At 56.6% G+C, this 19,116-nt stretch carries 17 protein-coding genes and 1 other annotated feature; of the genes, 3 read left to right on the forward strand and 14 right to left on the reverse strand.

Annotated elements, in window-relative coordinates:
* Window positions 1-21 precede the first annotated feature (21 nt).
* Entirely contained in the window at window positions 22-1,344 is a 1,323-nt protein-coding gene (locus IMQ56_RS00980) for a 6-phospho-alpha-glucosidase (RefSeq protein WP_015570123.1), read from the reverse strand.
* On the reverse strand, window positions 1,341-2,963 hold the full coding sequence (locus tag IMQ56_RS00985) for an alpha-glucoside-specific PTS transporter subunit IIBC (RefSeq protein WP_196063559.1): 1,623 nt from the start codon (window positions 2,961-2,963) through the stop codon (window positions 1,341-1,343). Before IMQ56_RS00985 ends, IMQ56_RS00980 begins: the two co-directional genes overlap by 4 nt.
* 222 nt (window positions 2,964-3,185) lie before the next feature.
* Between IMQ56_RS00985 and IMQ56_RS00990 the strand changes: the two genes are divergently transcribed.
* Complete coding sequence (locus IMQ56_RS00990) at window positions 3,186-3,932, forward strand: GntR family transcriptional regulator (RefSeq protein WP_017383690.1); 747 nt, start codon at window positions 3,186-3,188, stop codon at window positions 3,930-3,932.
* Here the strand turns inward: IMQ56_RS00990 and IMQ56_RS00995 are convergent.
* The 3 genes from IMQ56_RS00995 to ibpA form a co-directional block, all read right to left on the reverse strand.
* Window positions 3,900-5,561, reverse strand: a complete 1,662-nt coding sequence (locus IMQ56_RS00995) for a putative transporter (protein ID WP_017694020.1) — start codon at window positions 5,559-5,561, stop codon at window positions 3,900-3,902. The genes IMQ56_RS00990 and IMQ56_RS00995 overlap by 33 nt on opposite strands.
* A 191-nt stretch (window positions 5,562-5,752) precedes the next feature.
* Window positions 5,753-6,181, reverse strand: coding sequence for a small heat shock chaperone IbpB (ibpB, locus tag IMQ56_RS01000; RefSeq protein ID WP_017383692.1), 429 nt, complete (start codon window positions 6,179-6,181; stop codon window positions 5,753-5,755).
* Window positions 6,182-6,317: 136 nt separating this feature from the next.
* Window positions 6,318-6,728, reverse strand: coding sequence for a small heat shock chaperone IbpA (gene ibpA, locus IMQ56_RS01005; RefSeq protein ID WP_006177605.1), 411 nt, complete (start codon window positions 6,726-6,728; stop codon window positions 6,318-6,320).
* Window positions 6,722-6,796, reverse strand: a sequence feature (ROSE (Repression Of Heat Shock gene Expression) occurs in the 5'-region of heat shock genes and acts as an RNA thermometer to modulate expression.). (Overlaps the previous gene by 7 nt.)
* Window positions 6,797-7,043: 247 nt before the next feature.
* Between ibpA and IMQ56_RS01010 the strand changes: the two genes are divergently transcribed.
* Window positions 7,044-7,376, forward strand: a complete 333-nt coding sequence (locus IMQ56_RS01010) for a YceK/YidQ family lipoprotein (protein ID WP_049134774.1) — start codon at window positions 7,044-7,046, stop codon at window positions 7,374-7,376.
* Here the strand turns inward: IMQ56_RS01010 and IMQ56_RS01015 are convergent.
* The 8 genes from IMQ56_RS01015 to IMQ56_RS01050 all read right to left on the reverse strand — a co-directional run bounded on the left by IMQ56_RS01015 (window position 7,373) and on the right by IMQ56_RS01050 (window position 15,597).
* Window positions 7,373-8,602 carry a DUF3748 domain-containing protein gene (locus tag IMQ56_RS01015; RefSeq protein ID WP_072206619.1) on the reverse strand — a complete coding sequence of 410 codons (1,230 nt, stop codon included), beginning with the start codon at window positions 8,600-8,602 and terminating at the stop codon, window positions 7,373-7,375. The two genes, IMQ56_RS01010 and IMQ56_RS01015, sit on opposite strands and share 4 nt — an antisense overlap.
* Window positions 8,603-8,653: 51 nt before the next feature.
* Window positions 8,654-9,991: an MFS transporter gene (locus IMQ56_RS01020; RefSeq protein ID WP_015570129.1), complete on the reverse strand. Its 1,338-nt coding sequence runs from the start codon at window positions 9,989-9,991 to the stop codon at window positions 8,654-8,656.
* Between the two features lie 117 nt (window positions 9,992-10,108).
* A complete protein-coding gene (gene dgoD, locus IMQ56_RS01025) occupies window positions 10,109-11,257 on the reverse strand; it encodes a galactonate dehydratase (RefSeq protein ID WP_003861103.1) in 1,149 nt (382 codons plus the stop codon).
* Window positions 11,254-11,871, reverse strand: a complete 618-nt coding sequence (locus tag IMQ56_RS01030; RefSeq protein WP_023295663.1) for a 2-dehydro-3-deoxy-6-phosphogalactonate aldolase — start codon at window positions 11,869-11,871, stop codon at window positions 11,254-11,256. Before IMQ56_RS01030 ends, dgoD begins: the two co-directional genes overlap by 4 nt.
* Entirely contained in the window at window positions 11,855-12,733 is an 879-nt protein-coding gene (locus IMQ56_RS01035) for a 2-dehydro-3-deoxygalactonokinase (RefSeq protein ID WP_003861107.1), read from the reverse strand. The genes IMQ56_RS01030 and IMQ56_RS01035 overlap by 17 nt, the downstream gene beginning before the upstream one ends.
* A complete protein-coding gene (gene dgoR, locus IMQ56_RS01040) occupies window positions 12,730-13,419 on the reverse strand; it encodes a D-galactonate utilization transcriptional regulator DgoR (protein WP_003861109.1) in 690 nt (229 codons plus the stop codon). Before dgoR ends, IMQ56_RS01035 begins: the two co-directional genes overlap by 4 nt.
* A 226-nt stretch (window positions 13,420-13,645) precedes the next feature.
* Complete coding sequence (yidA, locus tag IMQ56_RS01045; RefSeq protein WP_023295661.1) at window positions 13,646-14,458, reverse strand: sugar-phosphatase; 813 nt, start codon at window positions 14,456-14,458, stop codon at window positions 13,646-13,648.
* A 113-nt stretch (window positions 14,459-14,571) separates the two neighbouring features.
* A complete protein-coding gene (locus tag IMQ56_RS01050; RefSeq protein ID WP_196063560.1) occupies window positions 14,572-15,597 on the reverse strand; it encodes an NAD(P)-dependent alcohol dehydrogenase in 1,026 nt (341 codons plus the stop codon).
* Window positions 15,598-15,710: 113 nt separating this feature from the next.
* Between IMQ56_RS01050 and IMQ56_RS01055 the strand changes: the two genes are divergently transcribed.
* Window positions 15,711-16,646, forward strand: coding sequence for a LysR family transcriptional regulator (locus tag IMQ56_RS01055; protein WP_017383699.1), 936 nt, complete (start codon window positions 15,711-15,713; stop codon window positions 16,644-16,646).
* 33 nt (window positions 16,647-16,679) lie between these two features.
* Here the strand turns inward: IMQ56_RS01055 and gyrB are convergent, their stop codons facing one another.
* Window positions 16,680-19,091 carry a DNA topoisomerase (ATP-hydrolyzing) subunit B gene (gyrB, locus tag IMQ56_RS01060; RefSeq protein WP_003861119.1) on the reverse strand — a complete coding sequence of 804 codons (2,412 nt, stop codon included), beginning with the start codon at window positions 19,089-19,091 and terminating at the stop codon, window positions 16,680-16,682.
* Window positions 19,092-19,116 lie beyond the last annotated feature (25 nt).

The raw sequence follows: 19,116 nt of genomic DNA on the forward strand, positions 1-19,116 counted from the left end.
TGGCGATGCCGGTCAGGAAAATTAATGCAGTTCCGGCCAGTACTCTTTGTTGGCTTCAATCAGATCGTCCAGAATCGCCTTCGCCACCGACGCGCTCGGTACGGTTTTCGACAGGGTAATCGCCTGCCAGAGTTTCTGATACGAGCGCTGCTCCCAGGCGTCCACCACCAGTTTTTCCACTGCCACCTGCTGGCTCATGAGCCCTTTCTGGAAGTGCGGAATATCACCAACGGTCAGCGGCTCCGGTCCGTTGTGGCCGACCAGACAAGGGATTTCTACCATCGCGTCGGCGTCAAAATTATGGATAGCCCCATTGTTAGGCACAATCAGCAGCATGCGTTCCTGGGTATTAAAGGCGATCGCGGTCGCCAGATCGACGATGTACGACGCATGTTCGTCGATTTCCAGTTCACCGGCAGAAGAATGACCGGCTTCGATAATCGCCCGGCATGAACTGAATACATGCTTCTCACGGTGATCCATCACTTCATTGGCGCGGGTACGCTCCGGGTTGGAATGGGCGACCACATAGTCCGGGAACAGGTAATACTTCAGGTAGGTGTTCGGCATGGTGTCCGGATCCAGCGCCTGTACGTCTTTGGCCTTGGCGAAAGTATCATTCCAGCTCGCTTCAGTATGCGCATCTTCCGAAGGCGGAACATAACCGTTTTTCGCCACGTATTCGCGCAGTTTCGGCATCAGATCGTTGCCGTTCAGATCTTCAATCGACGTCCACCAGCCGAAGTGGTTCAGACCGTAGTAGCGCACGCGCATCTCTTTGCGGTCTTTCAGACCGACGATTTGCGCCATACGTCCTTCAATGCCGATCGGCATGTCGCAGATGTTGAGAATTTTCGCGTTCGGACGCAGGCGGCGCGTGGCTTCCGCGACAATCGCCGCCGGGTTGGAGTAGTTCAGCATCCACGCGTTCGGGGAGTACTGCTCCATGTAATCCACCAGCTCCAGCACGCCGCCGATGGAGCGCATGCCGTAGGAGATGCCGCCCGGCCCGCACGTTTCCTGGCCCAGCACGCCGTGGCGCAGCGGGATTTTTTCATCTTTTTCACGCATGGGGTATTTGCCCACGCGAATATGCGCCATCACGAAATCCACATCGGTAAAGGCCGCTTCAGGATCGGTGGTGTAACTAAATTCAATCTCCGGCGCCTGCTCCTTAAGGATGATTTTGCACGCCTCGGCGATGATCTCCTGACGTGCTCCGTCATTGTCATAGAACTTCAGCGCACGCAGCGGGAAACGGTCACGGTTGGCTAACAGCATCAGGACGATACCAGGCGTGAATGTACTGCCGCCGCCTGCAATAACAACTGAGAATTTTTTCATGATATAGCCTCTGTCAGAGTGGTTTGTTCGTTTGTTAAAGGGGTTTTCATCAGCGATTCCAGCTGGTCGCGCACCTGAGGAACGTGCAGACCGACAATCACCTGTATGCCGTTGCCGCGCCGCACCACACCGTGTGCGCCCAGGGCTTTGAAGACGTCGTCGCTTTGGGTTTTCGTCATATCCACCAGGGCGATACGCAAGCGGGTGGCGCAGTTATTGATACTTTCGATATTTGCTGCGCCGCCGAGCGCCTGTAAGAACCCAGCAGCCTGCCCGACCTGCTGGCTGGCTGCCGCCGGGGCGGTGGTTTGCCCGCGCGCGGCCTTATAGTCGGCTTTGTTGTAGAGTTTGATTTCGCTCTCTTCCCGGCCCGGCGTTTTGAGATTCAGACGTTCGATAAGCGTCCTGAAAACCACGAAATAGAGAGCGGTGAAGCAGAGGCCGATGCCAATCTGGGTGAATACCGTCGAGGCGTGGTTATGGAACATCGGGATCCAGTTTTGCGGCAGGAACTGGTCCAGCAGACCGCCCCCCATGTTCCCCACCACCCCGAAGGTATACATCACCGTCGCCATCGTTGCGGCCAGCACGGCGTGGATGGCAAAAAGCAACGGCGAGATAAACAGGAAGGTGAACTCCAGCGGTTCGGTAATGCCCACCAGCACGGCGGTAAGCGTGGCCGGGATCAGCAGACCTGCCACTTTGACGCGGTTCACCGGCGACGCGGTATACCAGATAGCCAGCGCAATACCGACTGAGCCAAACACCTTAGAGTTGCCGTGCAGCGCGAATCCGCCCTCCGGAAACAGCGTTTTCAGCGGCACAGTGCTCTGGCTGAATTCCTGAAGGTGCTGTGCCCAGTAGACCTGAATGCCGCCTTCTACCGCAGCCGGGCCGAAGATAAACGGGCCGTAGACAAAGTGGTGTAATCCGGTTGGGATCAGAATACGTTCCAGGAAGGTATAAACCCATACGCCCAGCGCGCCAGCGGTACGTAGAAAGGCCTGCAACGACTCAATGCCCATCTGCACTTTCGGCCATCCCAGCAGCGTCAGCCAGGCGCAAGGGATCATGACGAAGAACGCGAGGATAACGACAAACGAGGTGCCCTGGAAAATCCCCAGAAAGACCGGCAACGGCTTGTCGAAAAATCGGTTGTGGATGGCGGTGACGAGCCCGGAAATGATAATCGCCCCGATGATGCTGGTATCAAGCGTTTTGATTCCGGCAATCATCGCCAGCCCGCTGCCGGCAGTGGGTTCAGCAGAGAAGTCGACGCCAAAGAAGTGACCCCAGGTCATCCCCATCGCGTTGATAAAGTAGTTCCAGGTCAGGAAGCTAATCAGCACCGCCAGACAGGCGCGGCCCTGCGCCTGCTTTGCCAGGCCAATCGGTAAGCCGACAGCAAAAATCAGCGGCATATTACGGAACACCGCCCAGCCGCCCTCTTCGATGATGTGAACAATTTGCGCGAACAGATTATCCGGCGCGGTTAAGGCCTCACCGACAAACAGCGGATTGCGAAGCATGATGGCGATCCCAACCACGATCCCGGCAAAGGGAAACAGCAAAACCGGGGTGAACATGGCGCCGCCAAAACGTTGTATTTGACTGAGCATTTTTAAATCCTCATGAAACAACCTGTAGGGGATAGAGGCCTTTATGGTTTTTTACTGGCCTGAGGTGAGCATAAGAACTTACTGATGCAGCAACATGGTATGCCGCTGCGATTCGTGATCGCATTCATGGTTTTAATTTGACCAATCAGGTCTACTTTTTAAACTAAACATAGACAAGTTAAGACGTAATCCACGCCATGATGTGCGCAGAGAGGTCTACTGGTGATCTACAAATCAATTGCCGATCGGCTACGGCTGCGGCTGAATTCCTCGGACTACAACATTGGCAGTCCGTTACCCGGAGAAAAAGCGCTGGCAAAGGAGTTTGGCGTAGCCCGGATGACCATCCGCAAGGCGCTGGATCTGCTGGTAAGCTGGGGGCTGGTTGAACGTCGACACGGCAGCGGGACGTTCGTGGCGCGCAAAGACGTTCATCATGAAACGACTAACCTGACCGGGCTGGTGGAGGTGCTGCGCCAGCAGGGGAAAGAAGTGCAGAGCAAGGTGTTGCAGTTTGAAGTGATGCCCGCGCCGCCCGCCATCGCCAGCCAGCTGCGGATTCAGGTTGATGAGCGGATCTATTTTTCAAGGCGGGTGCGTTACGTGGACGGAAAACCGCTGATGCTGGAGGACAGCTTTATGCCGGTGAAGCTGTTCCGCAATCTTTCCCTGGCGCATCTCGAAGGGTCTAAGTTTGATTACATCGAGAAGGAGTGTGGGATCACCATCAGCGGCAACTACGAGAGCCTGACGCCGGTGCTGGCAGATAAACAGCTGGCCGGTTATATGAATGTGCCGGAACAGACGCCGCTGCTGCGCATCACCTCCCTTTCCTACAGCGACAGCGGCGAGTTCCTCAATTATTCCGTGATGTTCCGGAACACCAGCGATTACCAGGTGGACTACCATCTGCGGCGCATCCACCCGGAAGACTTGTTAGCCCATCCCCCAGAACAGCACCGCCAGTAGCTGCGGGGTGATGATGCGCAGAAACATCACTAGCGGATAAACCGTGGCGTAGGACAACGCCGCCGCGCCGCTGGTGGCGTGCAGGTTGTTGGCGAACGCCAGCGCGGGCGGATCGGTCATGGAACCGGCCAGCATGCCGCACAGCGTAAGATAGTTCATTTTAGCGAAGATACGTGCCAGTAATCCGACTGTTATCAGTGGGATAGCGGTAATAAATATGCCGTATCCTACCCAGCTCATCCCTTCGCCGTTGACCAGAGTATCGACAAAATCGCCGCCGGATTTCAGCCCCACCACTGCCAGAAACAGCACGATGCCCAACTCCCGCAGCGCCAGGTTAGCGCTCGGCGGCATAAACCAGTAGAGCTTACCGATGGAGCCGATACGCCCGAGGATCAGCGCCATAATGAGCGGCCCGCCTGCCAGACCCAGCTTCAGTGCTACCGGGAAGCCGGGCACGTACAGGGGGATGGAGCCAAGCATGACGCCAAGCCCGACGCCGATAAAGACCGGCAGCATCTGCACCTGCTGGAGTTTTTGCTGAGCGTTGCCCACCATGTCCGCTACGGCATCAATGGATGAGGGACGCCCGACGAGGTTGAGAATATCACCGAATTGCAGGCTGGCATCCTGGCTGGCTACCAGCTCGACACCGGCGCGGTTAAGCCGGGAGATCACCACGTCATAACGCTCTTTAACCTGCAAATCGCGTATTTTCTTGCCCAAAACCTTCTCATTGGTCACTACCACGCGCTCCACGCGCATGTCCGTTCCACGGGTTGAGAGTGAGGTATCCACCTCCTGACCAATCACCAGCCGGGCATTGTTTAAATCCGCCGGTTGCCCTACCAGATGCAGGAGATCGCCGTGCTGAATAAGGGTATCCGGTGAAGGTACCATCAGCGTTTCATCACGTTTCAGGCGGGAACAGATAATGGTCGCGCTGTTCAGAATGGGAACATCCTGAATCGCCATATTGTTCAGATTAGGGTTTTCGACGCGAATATTGATAGTTTTAATGAGCGCATGGCCGTTGGTCAGCGTGCTTTCATGCTCTTTTGCCTCCTGCTCGACGTTAACGCGGAACAGCACGCGCACCAGCCACATCGAGAGCAAAATACCGCAAATGCCAAACGGATAGGCCATGGCGTAGCTCATCCCCATCTGATCGACGACATCAGCAGGGATACCCAGATCGCGCAGAATTTGCTGGCCCGCCCCGAGCGCGGGCGTATTCGTGACGGCGCCGGAGAAGATGCCCAGCACAACGGGCAGCGGAATCGCGAAGAGTTTATGCAGAATGGCGGTAACCAGCCCACCCATCACGACGATGCCGAAGGCAAAGAGATTAAGGCGTAAACCGGAGACGCGCAGGGAAGCGAAGAAGCCCGGCCCCACCTGAATACCGATGGTATACACAAAGAGGATCAGGCCGAACTCCTGGATGAAATGCAGCATATCGGCGCTCAGCACCCACCCAAGCTGGTCGGCAAAATGGCCGACAAAAATCCCGCCGAACAGCACTCCGCCGATGCCAAATCCGACGCCGCGGATTTTGATATTCCCCAGCCATAGCCCCACTACCGCGACAAGGGCCAACACGCTAACGGTTAACGCGATATCACTCATGATCCACATCCTGTGTATAACCATAGTTATGCTAAGGATTCTCTCAGAGCTGACGGCGGTTGTATGGGCGATGGCGCACAAAAAAGCCCTGCCGGGGCAGGGCTTCATGGCATCTGTGAGCGAGTCGGGTGGCGGCTGCGCCTTACCCGACCTACAGGATCGGCAGGTTTGCCTCGCGGCAAAAATGTGTATTAGCTGTTCAACGCCGGGCGTTCGCTAATGGCGATGCGCTGAGGCGCAATGGCTTCCGGCACGTTACGGGTGAGGTCAATGTTCAGCAGCCCGTTAGTGAACGTCGCGCCAGAAACGTCCATATGGTCTGCCAGGGTAAAGCTCAGGCTAAACGGCTGAGTGACAAGCCCCTGATGCAGCCATTTGGTCTCGGTGTCTGGTTTTTCCGGTGACCCTTTCACGGTCAGGCGCGTACCCTCAAGCTGGATGTCGAGATCTTCCTGGCGGAACCCGGCCAGCGCAAGCGTGATGCGGTAGTGGTTATCATCGCTTTTTTCGATGTTGTACGGCGGAAAGGTCTGCTGTTCGGTTGCGCTTTGCAGCGCGTTAGCCAGTTTGTCAAAACCTATCCACTGACGCAGCAGGGGGGATAAATCGTAGTTACGCATACTAAATCTCCTTCTGAGAAGCGAGTTCGGCACAGTTTAATTTTGTGCACAGTTGTACCTGCAAACCCTTGCGGATTCGCATATGCTCCCGTTACGGCAAGCAAGTTCGGGTGGGCCGCTCACGCGACCCGCGTAATTAGTTGATTTCGATACGACGCGGTTTTTTCTCTTCCGGAATCACACGTTCCAGTTCGATAAACAGCAGGCCGTTCACCAGGTTCGCGCCCTTGACGTGGATGTTCTCAGCCAGCTGGAACTTGCGCTCAAAGTTGCGCTCTGCGATGCCCTGGTAGAGGTAGGTTCGTTCTTTCTGCTCGGCCGTATGGGAGCCTTTCACCACCAGCAGATTGTCCTGCGCGGTGATCTCCAGTTCGCTCTCTGCGAAACCGGCAACAGCAATCGCAATGCGATAGTGGTTTTCGTCAACCAGTTCAACGTTGTAAGGAGGATAGCCGTTGCTCTGGCTCTGGTTGTTTTCTAAGTGGTTGAACAGACGATCGAAACCAATGGCAGAACGGTATAGCGGAGAGAGATCGAAATTACGCATGGATAAATGCTCCTGAAATCAGCGAGAAAATGTAGCCTTCCACCATGGACAGGCTTCTGCTTCCCCGAACACCCATCAGGCGTGTCCGTTATCGGGTTACATTCTTAAAATGGGTCTGGATACGGCCTTTTCAAGACTGTTGATGTGAGATTTTTTTGCACTTTGCTGGTTGTCGCATAGACTCAGGGGCACAGCACAAAGGGTTAAATTGCGATGACGACCACAGTGCGGGAGTTTTGAGCTATCCATTTTGGACGCGCCTCGCTATAACCCTGAGTTGCAGGTCAATGCCGTGCTACTAATGATGACTGAGTGATGATGAGAAATGTTCTGATTAAGCTGGCGACGTTCAGCGGGGTTGTTTTACTTTGCGGGTGTTCGAGCGTGATGTCGCACACCGGCGGTAAAGAAGGAACATATCCGGGGACGCGCGCCAGTGCCGCAATGATCTCTGATGATGAGACAAACTGGGGTACCAAATCTCTGGCGATTCTTGATATGCCGTTTACGGCGGTTGCCGATACGCTTCTGCTGCCGTGGGATATGTTCCGCACCGACAGCTCAGTGCGTTCGCGCGTTGAGAAAAGCGAGCAGGAAAAGCTGGCGACCAATTCCGTCATCCCGCCCGCAGAGATGCCTCCACGCTAATTCTGTGCGGTTTCCGTTAGCCACAGCTGGCGGAAACCGTCCTTCTCTTCCATCCATGCAATAAATCGTCCGTCCGGGGAAAACACCACAGCGTCAGCAGACGGCGGATTGCCGTGATCGGACGTCAAAAACGTCACCTCTCCGGTCTGCGCATCGCAGCAGGCAATACGGCCTGCAAGCACAAATCCCAGCCCGTTGCCGGAAGGATGCCAGTTAAAGGCCGACTGAATATCACGCTCAGTGTGGGTTAGCTGACGCGGCTCGCCGCCCTCAGGGGAGATAAGCCACAGCTGCACAACGCCGTTATCGTCCCGCATTAAAAACGCAATCTGCGTCCCCTGCGGATTGCTGCGCACCCAGTGGCGCGGTACGTTCACCAGCCCCGGATACGCCTTCTGATGGGTGAAGGTTAAGCGACGTTGCGTTACGCCCGCAGGCGGCGCGGGCATTGTTTCAGGCGTTCCCTGCAACGGCGCATCGCCCGCCCGTTTCCAGCCCTGCTCGTCTTTGGGGAGGTCCACAATAAACAGTTCGGGCACTTTCTCGCCTTTCGCAGACACCGTATCGCCGATAAACGCCAGCCTGTCGTTGCCCACCCAGCCCTCTTCATAGGCGCGGTTTACCTCATCGCTGCCCGGTTTCGGGTTCGGCGTTGTACGGCTTACCAGTACGCTCCAGAAGGTGCCGGCATATTCCCGCGGATGGTTCCCCTGTGGGTTTACTGGGCCAAAAGGCGCCGCCACCCCGACATTACGCAAATCCAGCTGCGGATCGCGCGCGTGCAGCACATGGTCGTTGTAGGTAAAGCTGACGAACTGCCCGTTCGGGCTAAAAACGTGGACGTGGCTGCCGCCACGCAGCGCGCCTGCGGTGTAAGGCGCGGTGATATCCATCGCATCAAGATTGCTCACCTGACCATTGTGCGCAATCACCCCCTGACGATGGTGAAAATCATACTGCCAGTCTGCATCCGGGTTTTTCGGGCCGTGGATAAAAACATATTTGTCCTGCGCCGGATGAACGGTTACCACGCCGACATGCGCGCCGTCAGTCGCACGGTAGATCGCCTCAACCTCGCCCGTACTAACATTGACCCGCTCAATGGTTTCACCGGTAAACGACGCGCCGGACGGGCGGACATCATAGACAAGCCACTGGCTGTCTGGCGTCCAGGTGTTGATGTTGGTGAGCTGGTGGTTGCGGGAAGCGAAGGTGATTTGTTTCATGAAAATACCCTGATGCGCGGTTATCGCATCAGGGTAAAACATCCGAAGGGATTAGCCTACTCGTTTAACGTCGCCGACCAGCAGGATGTAGGAGAGCGCCCCGATCAGCGCCACGGCAGAGATATACACCAGAGCCGGACCAAAGCCGTAGTCCTGCGCCAGGTAACCGATGACCAGCGGTACGGTGATCCCGCCCAGGCCGCCAACGAAGTTAAACACGCCACCAGTCAGGCCGATCAGACGCATCGGCGCCAGGGACGACACCAGCGACCAGGTGATGGAGGCAAAACCGTTTCCGAAGAACGCTACCGCCATCAGGGTCATGATCCACACCGGATCGTTGGTGTAGTTCGCTCCCATGATGCAGGTAGAGATCAGCAGTCCGCAGATAATTGGCGTTTTACGCGCAACGCCCAGTGAGAAGCCTTTTTTCACCAGTTTGTCCGCCAGCCAGCCCGAGAGCAGCACGCCGAAAAACGCCGCAAGGAACGGTACGGTGGTCATAAAGCCCGCCTTCAGCGCGGTAATGCCCTTCTCCTGCGTCAGATAGTTCGGGAACCAGGTGAGGAAGAACCACAGCGTGGAGGTCACTGCGAACTGGCCCAGATATACGCCCACCAGCTTACGGTGGAAGACCAGCTTCCAGTCCGCTCTGGTCAGCGGCTGGCGCGCCTCTTTTTTCACCGGCGCATCGCCGTCCACCAGGCCACCGCCGTCGCGGATGTAGTCCAGTTCGGCTTTGGTGATGCTTTTGGTCAGGCGCGGCGGCTGATAAACCTTAAACCAGATGAGCGACCAGATAATGCCGATCCCGCCGGTGACGATAAACACCCAGTGCCAGCTCAGCAGCTCCTGGATCCAGATTAACAGCGGCGTCAGAAACGCCAGACCAACAAACTGCCCGGAGGTGTAAAAACCAACAGCGGAAGCGCGTTCGTGTTCAGGGAACCAGCTGGTCACCATGCGGTTGTTGGTCGGAAACGCCGGCGCTTCAAACACCCCGGTGATGGCGCGCAGGCCAATCAGCGACATCAGCCCGGTCGCGAAGCCCTGGAACAGGGTCGCCACGGACCAGCCGAAAATAGCGATAAAGTAGGTCAGACGTGAACCCACGCGGTCAAGGAACCAGCCACCAGGGATCTGACAGAGCGTATACAGCCAGGCAAACGCCGAGAAGACGTAGCCCATTTCCGCTTTGGTGATGCCAAACTCTTCCTGAATATGAGCCGATGCCACGGCAAGGTTGGCGCGGTCGACATAACAGATGACCACGGTAATAAAGATCATGATCAGCGTCAGGTAACGACGACGCCCGGTTTTTGCAGCAGTAACTGGAATATCCATCGCAATCTGTCTCCAGATTTTGGGCATAGCGAAGCCGCTCACCATGCCCTGTAATTTACAGAGGGTTATATTTTTTCTATGTACGTTTTTTTTGCCCGGTGGCGCTTCGCTTACCGGGCCTACGAGAGAGTAGGCCGGATAAGCGTAGCGCCATCCGGCGATTTACCACTCGGCTACGGAACCGTCTTCATGACGCCACAGTGGGTTACGCCAGTCCGGCGCACTTTTACTCAGCTCAATGACTTTGGCTTCGTCGATCTCCACGCCAAGGCCCGGCTTCGTTAACGGTTTAAAGAAACCACCTTCCATGCTGAAGTCTTCTTTGTTTTTCACAAAGTCGAGCAGCTCCGCGCCCTTGTTATAGTGAATGCCCATGCTTTGTTCCTGGAACACCGCATTGCGGGAGACGAAGTCGACGTGCAGGCAGGCCGCCAGCGCAATCGGCCCAAGCGGACAGTGCGGCGCCAGCGCCACATCGTAGGCTTCTGCCATTCCGGCAATTTTGTAGCATTCGGTGATGCCGCCCGCGTGGGAGAGGTCCGGTTGCAGGATCGCAATGCCGCCCGCTTCCAGCACGCGTTTAAACTCGAAGCGCGAGAACATGCGTTCCCCCGCCGCGATGGGAATGTGCGTCTGTTCAGCCAGTTTCGGATAGTATTCCGCCTGCTCGGCCAGCACCGGCTCTTCGATAAACAGCGGGCGATACGGCTCCAGCTCTTTAATCAGCACTTTGGCCATTGGCGCGCTGACGCGGCCGTGGAAATCCAGACCAAACTCAATCTCGTTGCCGAAGGCTTCACGGATTTGCGCCACGGTATTCACCGCCCGGTCTACCGCGCGCGAGTTGTCGATAACGCCCATTTCTTCGCAGCCGTTGAGTTTGAAGGTGTCAAAACCGATGTTGCGCAGTTGCCGGATACCGTCGATCACTTCCGCAGGGCGGTCACCGCCCACCCAGCTGTAGGCTTTGATTTTGTCGCGCACCAGGCCGCCCATTAATTGCCAGACCGGGGCATTGAGCACTTTGCCTTTGATATCCCACAGCGCCTGATCAATACCGGCGATGGCGCTCATCAGAATCGGCCCCCCGCGGTAGAAGCCCGCGCGGTACATCACCTGCCACAGGTCGTTGATGCGCGCCGGATCCTGGCCAATCAGGTATTCGCCCAGCTCGTGCACCGCGGCTTCAACGGTGCGCGCACGGCCTTCAATCACCGGCTCGCCCCAGCCAACCACGCCTTCGTCGGTTTCGATTTTCAGGAACATCCAACGCGGGGGTAAACGGTACGTGGTGAGTTTGGTTATTTTCATTGCACTGCCTCTCGATACGCTTTCACAAATGCTGCCGCCTGCTGTGCGGTACGCTCAACGGGCTGACCGGCACGATAGAGATCGCTGCCCAGCCCCGCGCCCACACAGCCCGCGCTCATCCACTGGCCCAGGTTTTCCGGCGTGACGCCGCCCACGGCAAAGACCGGCACGCTGGCGGGTAAGACCGCTTTCAGCGCTTTGATGTAATCCGGACCAAAGGCCGACGACGGGAAAATTTTGAGAGACTGTGCGCCCGCATCGAGGGCGGCAAAGGCTTCTGTGGCCGTGGCGCAACCCGGGCAGACGGTCATGCCGTAATCCACCGCCCGGCGGATCACCTCGGGGTTGATATTCGGTGTGACGATAAGCTTGCAGCCCATCTTCGCCAGTTCATCCACCTGCTCCGGCTGTAATACGGTGCCAGCGCCAATCAGCGCCTTATCACCAAACGCCTTCACAATTGCCGGAATGCTTTTTTCCCACTCCGGGGAGTTGAGCGGGATTTCCACCGCGTCGAACCCGGCGTCGATCACCGCGCCAACGTGCGCTAAGGCCTCACCGGGCGTGATACCGCGCAAAATCGCGATCAGGGGAAGTTCAGTTTGCCACTGCATGAGCGATGCTCCTTATGCCTGCCTGAAATGCCGTGTCGCCTTCCACCGCAGCAACATCCCGTCCGATAGCGTGGAACGCCTGGCGGTAACGAGACGTCAGCGATGAACCCGCGACGAGCGTGATGGCCTGCTGCCCGGCGAACGCGTCGCTCAGAGTGGCGACTTCTGCGCCAATCAGCAGGCCGGACAGAAATTCGCTGACCTGTTCGCGCGGAAGATTTCCCAGCACGTGCGAGGCGCGAACCTCAAAAAGTTGCGGCAAAACGGCAGGGGATGCGATCCCGCGCTCAAGCCCGGCGGCAAACGCTTCCGGCGAAGGGGTCTGCTCCGGCAAACCGGCCCCCACCAGCGAATGCTTAAGCAGCAAGTGGTGCAGTTCGCCGGTCATCACGGTGCGGAAATCATGAATTTGCTCAGCATCCGCCTGGACCCATTTGCAGTGCGTCCCGGGCATGACGTAGACAGAAGAAGGAGAAAGGGTGCGCGCCCCGAGCAGCTGCGTCTCTTCGCCGCGCATCACATTATGGTTATCGTCGCGAGAGACGCATAAACCGGGAATAATCCAGACATTGTCGCCAACGGACGTTAACTGCTCGCCAACGGCGGTGAAATGCACCGGAACTGACAGGTAAGGCGCGACCTTCCACCCCACGTTACTGCCGACCATTCCGGCCATCACCACTGGCGTAGTACCGTCGCGCCAGTTTTGTGTCACTTCTGCTAACACCGCTGCGGGGGATTTACCGTTCAGGCGCGTCACACCTGCTTCTGATTGCCTGCTTTCCAGGCACTGCTCACCCTGGTAGAGCCAGGCGCGCAGATTGGTCGATCCCCAGTCAATTGCGATGTAGCGTGATGTCATGTGATTTCCTTCAGCCTTCGTGTCGAGCTGGCGATCATGGTCAGCGCCGCCTGCTCTGCCGCATCGCCGTCCTGATGCCGTATCGCATCGAACAGCGCTTTATGTTCCTGAAGCGTTTTCGGCATGTTGGCCTCATCGCCCATCCAGGTACGTTCAAATACTGCTCGCTGTAGCGAGCTGATCGCCACGCTAAGCTGCTGTAAAACCGGGTTATGCACCGACTGCAATACCGCTTCGTGGTAACGAATGTCCGCTTCGTTGAACGCCTCCCGATTCTGGTTATTGGCGATCATGTCGTTTAAAGCCGACTCAATCTGTGCCAGGTCACCTGACGTTGCGCGCTCTGCCGCCCAGCGGGCGATGGCCGGTTCCACCAGATTTCGGACTTCGCTCATCGCGCCGATGAGCCGTGGGTCGTAGTCGTTTTCCAGCACCCATTGCAGAACATCGGTATCGAGGTAGTTCCACTGGTTACGCGGCGCCACAAACGCGCCGCGATAGCGCTTCATTTCAATCAGCCGCTTCGCCATCAGCGAGCGGAACACTTCCCGAATGATGTTGCGCGAGGTTTCAAACTCCTCGCACAGTTCCGCCTCTGCTGGCAGCGGCGAACCGGGAACGTATTTGCCACCCACAATCTGAGTGCCCAGCGTGATGACAATGCGATCGGTTTTATTGAGTGTCATGGAGAGTCCTTGTGCTCTGTAAGTCCATCACTACTTTACCGCGACCGCTGAATTTCGCCTCACTTTTGCAGTACAAATGTGAGGCCTTTCGTCTTTGCTGTGGTGACAATGTAGTACAATCAATTAATGTTGTACTACAATCCGGATCACAAAAAGAACAATTCGATAAATTCAGGGCCAAAAAAAGCCCCGGTTAATAACCAGGGCTAATCTTTCAAAGCACTTGTTACGACAGAACGAATTTCTCGATCGCCCAGGCAACGCCGTCTTCCAGGTTAGATTTGGTCACGAAGTTCGCCACTTCTTTTACCGACGGGATCGCGTTATCCATCGCCACGCCCATGCCCGCATATTCGATCATCGCAATATCGTTTTCCTGGTCGCCCAGCGCCATGATCTCCTCAGGCTTGATGCCCAGCGCATCGGCAAGCGATTTGACGCCCGTGCCTTTATTGACGCGTTTATCGAGGATTTCGAGGAAGTACGGCGCACTTTTCAGCACGGTGTATTTCTCTTTTACCTCAGCCGGAATGCGTGAGATGGCTTTGTCGAGAACCGCAGGTTCATCAATCATCATCACTTTCAGGAACTGGGTCGCCGGGTCCATTTTCTCCGCTTCGCAGAACACCAGTGGAATGGTTGCAACGTAGGACTCGTGCACCGTGTAGTAGCTGATATCGCGGTTGGCGGTGTAAAGCGTATTGCGATCGAGCGCGTGGAAGTGAGAGCCCACGTCGCGGGAGAGTTTTTCCAGGAAACGGTAGTCATCATAGCTCAGTGCAGTTTGCGCCACCGTGCTGCCATCGGCTGCCTTTTGCACCAGCGCGCCGTTATAGGTGATGCAGTAATCGCCAGGCTGGTTCATGTGCAGCTCTTTCAGGTAACTGTGCACCCCGGCATACGGGCGTCCGGTGGTGAGCACCACGTTCACGCCTTTTTCGCGTGCGGCGGCGATCGCATTTTTAACGGCAGGAGAGATAGTGTGGTCTGGCAGCAGCAGCGTGCCGTCCATATCGATTGCAATGAGTTTGATAGCCATGAGGTCCCCGGGATAAATGAGTGCTACCTCATGCTAACGCGATTAAGCACACAAAAATAGAGCTACCTTGCGCAACAAAAAGCCCCTTTTACGTTTATCCCGGGAACGGGAACTCACTCGCGGGTGAGAACGATTTTGCCAAACGCACCGCGATCCAGATGTTCAAGCGCCTGTTCCAGCTCGTCAAAGCGGTAGCAATGCTCAATCACCGGTTTTAACTCCGTGACATCAACAGCACGGACAAAATCTTCCAGCGCCCGGCGGTGTCCAACCCCAATCCCCTGAATGACGGGAGATTTCAGCAACAGCTCGCTTGCAGGCAGAGAAATTTCTGTTCCGGCCAGCACGCCAATGACCGATATCCGCCCATGAACGGCAACGGCGCGCAGGGAATGTCTCAGGTTCTCCCCACCCACCGTTTCGATAATATGGTCGATGCCGCGATCCTGCGTCAGTGCCAGCGTATTTTCAGCCCAGTCGCCTTTCAGTCGGTTGATGCCCTGGCTGGCCCCCAGCTTTTTGGCCCGCGCCAGTTTTTCATCACTCCCCGACGTAACAATAACTTCTGCGCCGTGCGCTTTTGCTATCTGCAAAGCGAATAGCGCCACACCGCCCGTCCCTTGTACCAGCACCGATTGCCCGGCGCGTAAATGACCGCGCTCCACCAGCGCGAACCATGCGGTAAGCCCCGCGCAAGGAAGCGTGCTGGCCTCAGCGTCATCCAGGCTTTCCGGGGACGCCACCAGCGCGTTTTCACTCACAATCACATATTCGGCCAGCATGCCCTGGAAGTATCCACCGGACGTTTTATAGGGCAAATCGCGCGCGTCTGCCTGCGGCTTGCCGTCGATCCATTCCGGGAAGAAGGTTGAGATGACGCGTGCGCCGGGCTTGAAACGCGTAACGCCTTCGCCGATGCTGTCCACCACGCCTGCCATGTCAGATGCTGGGGTAAACGGGAAGGAAAGCGGAATCGGCATCGTGCCTTCAATCACCATTTTATCCCGGTAGTTGAGCGCAACGGCATTAACCCTTACGCGAACCTCCCCCGGGCCTGGCTGTGGAACAGGCTCCTGAACGAGCCTGAGGCTTTCACGACCAAGGGCATCCATTGACCAGCGTTGCATTGTTTCAGTCATTTTTTTCTCCTGTCATCAGATGATTTTCAGTTCTGACAGTCTACCGTTGACTCAGCGTCGCCAGTGGCGATAAGTTTTCCCTTCATTGATGACCAAATTGACACAATCCGTCCATGACCGATACGCTGAAAGATATTCCCGTCTTCGTTGCCTCCGTTGAGGCAGGAAGTTTTGCCCAGGCCGCCGTCCGTCTGCATTTGTCGCGCTCGGCGGTAGGAAAAAGCATTGCTCGTCTTGAAGAGAGGCTGGGGGTTCGTCTGTTTCACCGGACCACCCGCAGTCAGAGGCTGACCGATAACGGCGCGCTTTTTTATGAACGCTGCCTGCGCGCGCTGGAGGAGATCCGTGGCGCTGAATCGCAGCTTGAAACCGGAAAACATCAGGTCAGCGGTCGGCTGCGTGTTGCCGTGCCGGTGCTGTTTGGTCGCCAGTGTATCGCCCCGCTGCTAATAGAGCTGGCGCAGGAGCATCCCGGGCTTGAGCTTGAAATGTCCTTCAGCGACCGCGTCGTGGATCTCGTGGAAGAAGGGTTTGATATGGCGGTGCGCAATGGCGCTCTGGCTGACAGCAGCGTGCTGGTCGCCAGAAGGCTGGGGGAGCACCGGATGGTGCTGTGCGCCGCGCCGGATTACCTGTTTAAGAATGGCCAGCCGCAAACCGTTGATGATCTACGCCAGCATACGGCCATTAACTACACGCGTGCGGGCAGAGTCCTACCCTGGCAGCTGATGGATTACGATGGCACGTCGCGCACGTTTATTCCCCGCTCATCGCTCAATATGGATGATTTACAGGCGATCTGCGACGCGGCGCTGGCCGGCCACGGCCTTGCGTGGCTACCCTGCTGGATGGTCATTAAAGAAATTCAGCAGGGAGATCTTGTCCCGCTCTTAAAGCAGGCCCCGGATGTACGCTTCGACGTGCATGCCGTCTGGCAGCAGACGCCACACCTGCCGCTAAGGGTAAGAATTGCCATAGATATGCTGGTCAAACGTTTACCGGCAGTGATGTCGCTGGAGTTTCCTGCGTCCATAAAAAAGCCGCGCTGAAGCGCGGCCAGTTATGCTGTCGTAAAGCGACGATTAAATATCGATATTCGCCGCCTTCAGGGCGTTCTCTTCGATGAAGGCGCGACGTGGTTCAACCGCATCGCCCATCAGGGTCGTGAACAGCTGATCCGCTGCGATTGCGTCTTTAACGGTGACGCGCAACATGCGACGGCTTTCCGGATCCATGGTGGTTTCCCACAGCTGATCCGGGTTCATTTCGCCCAGGCCTTTATAACGCTGAATAGAGAGACCACGACGGGACTCTTTTACCAGCCACTCCAGCGCCTGTTCGAAGCTGGCTACCGGCTGACGACGTTCGCCACGTTCGATAAACGCATCGTCTTCGATCAGACCGCGCAGCTTCTCGCCGAGGGTGCAGATACGGCGGTATTCCGGACCGGTCACAAATTCGTGCTCCAGCGGGTAGTCGGTATCGACGCCGTGGGTACGCACGCGGACGATCGGCTCGAACTGCTGCTCAGCGTTCTGCTGAACGTCGAACTTCCACTGGCTGCCGTGCTGCTCTTTCTCGTTCAGCTCGCTCACCAGGGTGTTCACCCAGCGGGTGACGGTCTGCTCGTTGCTCAGATCGGCTTCGGTCAGGGTCGGCTGGTAAATCAGCTCTTTCAGCAGCGCTTTCGGATAGCGACGCTCCATACGGCCAATCATTTTCTGCGTGGCGTTGAACTCGGAGACCAGACGCTCCAGCGGCTCACCGGCCAGCGCTGGCGCGCTGGAATTTGCGTGCAGGGTCGCACCATCAAGGGCGATCGCGATTTGGTACTGATCCATCGCGTCGTCATCTTTAATGTACTGTTCCTGCTTGCCTTTCTTCACTTTGTACAGCGGCGGCTGGGCAATGTAGACGTGGCCGCGCTCAACGATTTCCGGCATCTGACGATAGAAGAAGGTCAACAGCAGCGTACGAATGTGCGAGCCGTCGACGTCCGCATCGGTCATGATGATGATGCTGTGATAGCGCAGTTTGTCCGGGTTGTACTCGTCGCGACCAATGCCGCAGCCGAGCGCGGTGATGAGCGTCGCCACTTCCTGAGAAGAGAGCATCTTGTCGAAGCGCGCTTTCTCAACGTTAAGGATTTTACCCTTCAGCGGCAGAATCGCCTGGTTCTTGCGGTTACGGCCCTGCTTCGCAGAACCGCCCGCGGAGTCCCCTTCCACAAGGTACAGTTCAGACAGCGCCGGGTCGCGTTCCTGACAGTCAGCCAGTTTGCCCGGCAGGCCTGCCAGGTCCAGCGCGCCTTTACGACGGGTCATTTCACGCGCTTTACGCGCCGCTTCACGGGCACGCGCCGCATCGATAATTTTACCCACCACGATTTTCGCGTCGGACGGGTTTTCCAGCAGGTATTCGCTCAGCAGTTCGTTCATCTGCTGTTCAACCGCCGATTTCACCTCAGAAGAGACCAGCTTGTCTTTGGTCTGTGAGGAGAACTTCGGATCCGGCACCTTCACGGAGACCACGGCAATCAGGCCTTCACGGGCATCGTCACCGGTGGCGCTGACTTTCGCTTTTTTGCTGTAGCCTTCTTTGTCCATGTAGGCGTTCAGGGTTCGGGTCATCGCCGCGCGGAAGCCCGCCAGGTGCGTACCGCCATCGCGTTGTGGAATGTTGTTGGTGAAGCAGTAGATGTTTTCCTGGAAACCGTCGTTCCACTGCAAGGCCACTTCCACGCCGATACCGTCTTTTTCAGTAGAGAAGTAGAAGATATTCGGGTGAATTGGCGTTTTGTTCTTGTTCAGATACTCAACGAACGCCTTGATACCACCTTCGTAATGGAAGTGGTCTTCTTTGTTGTCGCGTTTGTCGCGCAGACGAATCGACACGCCGGAGTTCAGGAACGACAGTTCACGCAGGCGTTTCGCCAGAATGTCGTACTCGAATTCGGTGACGTTGGTGAAGGTTTCGAGGCTCGGCCAGAAACGCACCATGGTACCGGTTTTCTCGGTATCGCCCGTGACGGCCAGCGGCGCTTCAGGCACGCCATGCTGGTAGATCTGACGGTGAATTTTGCCTTCGCGCTGGATAACCAGCTCCAGCTTCTGCGACAGGGCGTTTACTACGGATACGCCTACGCCGTGCAGACCGCCGGAAACTTTATAGGAGTTATCATCGAACTTCCCGCCTGCGTGCAGAACGGTCATGATGACTTCCGCAGCAGATACGCCCTCTTCCGGGTGAATACCGGTTGGGATACCACGACCGTCATCGGTAACGGACACGGAGTTGTCCGCATGGATCGTGACCACGATGTCTTTACAGTGACCCGCGAGCGCTTCGTCGATAGCGTTATCTACCACCTCGAATACCATGTGGTGCAGACCGGTGCCGTCATCCGTGTCGCCGATATACATACCCGGGCGCTTACGCACCGCATCCAGCCCTTTCAGGACTTTGATACTGGAGGAGTCATAAGAATTCGACATCAACGTTTCTCGCTCATTTCAACTT

Source organism: Enterobacter sp. Res13-Sevr-PEC09-46 (assembly GCF_015672585.1).
GTDB lineage: Bacteria > Pseudomonadota > Gammaproteobacteria > Enterobacterales > Enterobacteriaceae > Enterobacter > Enterobacter hormaechei_C.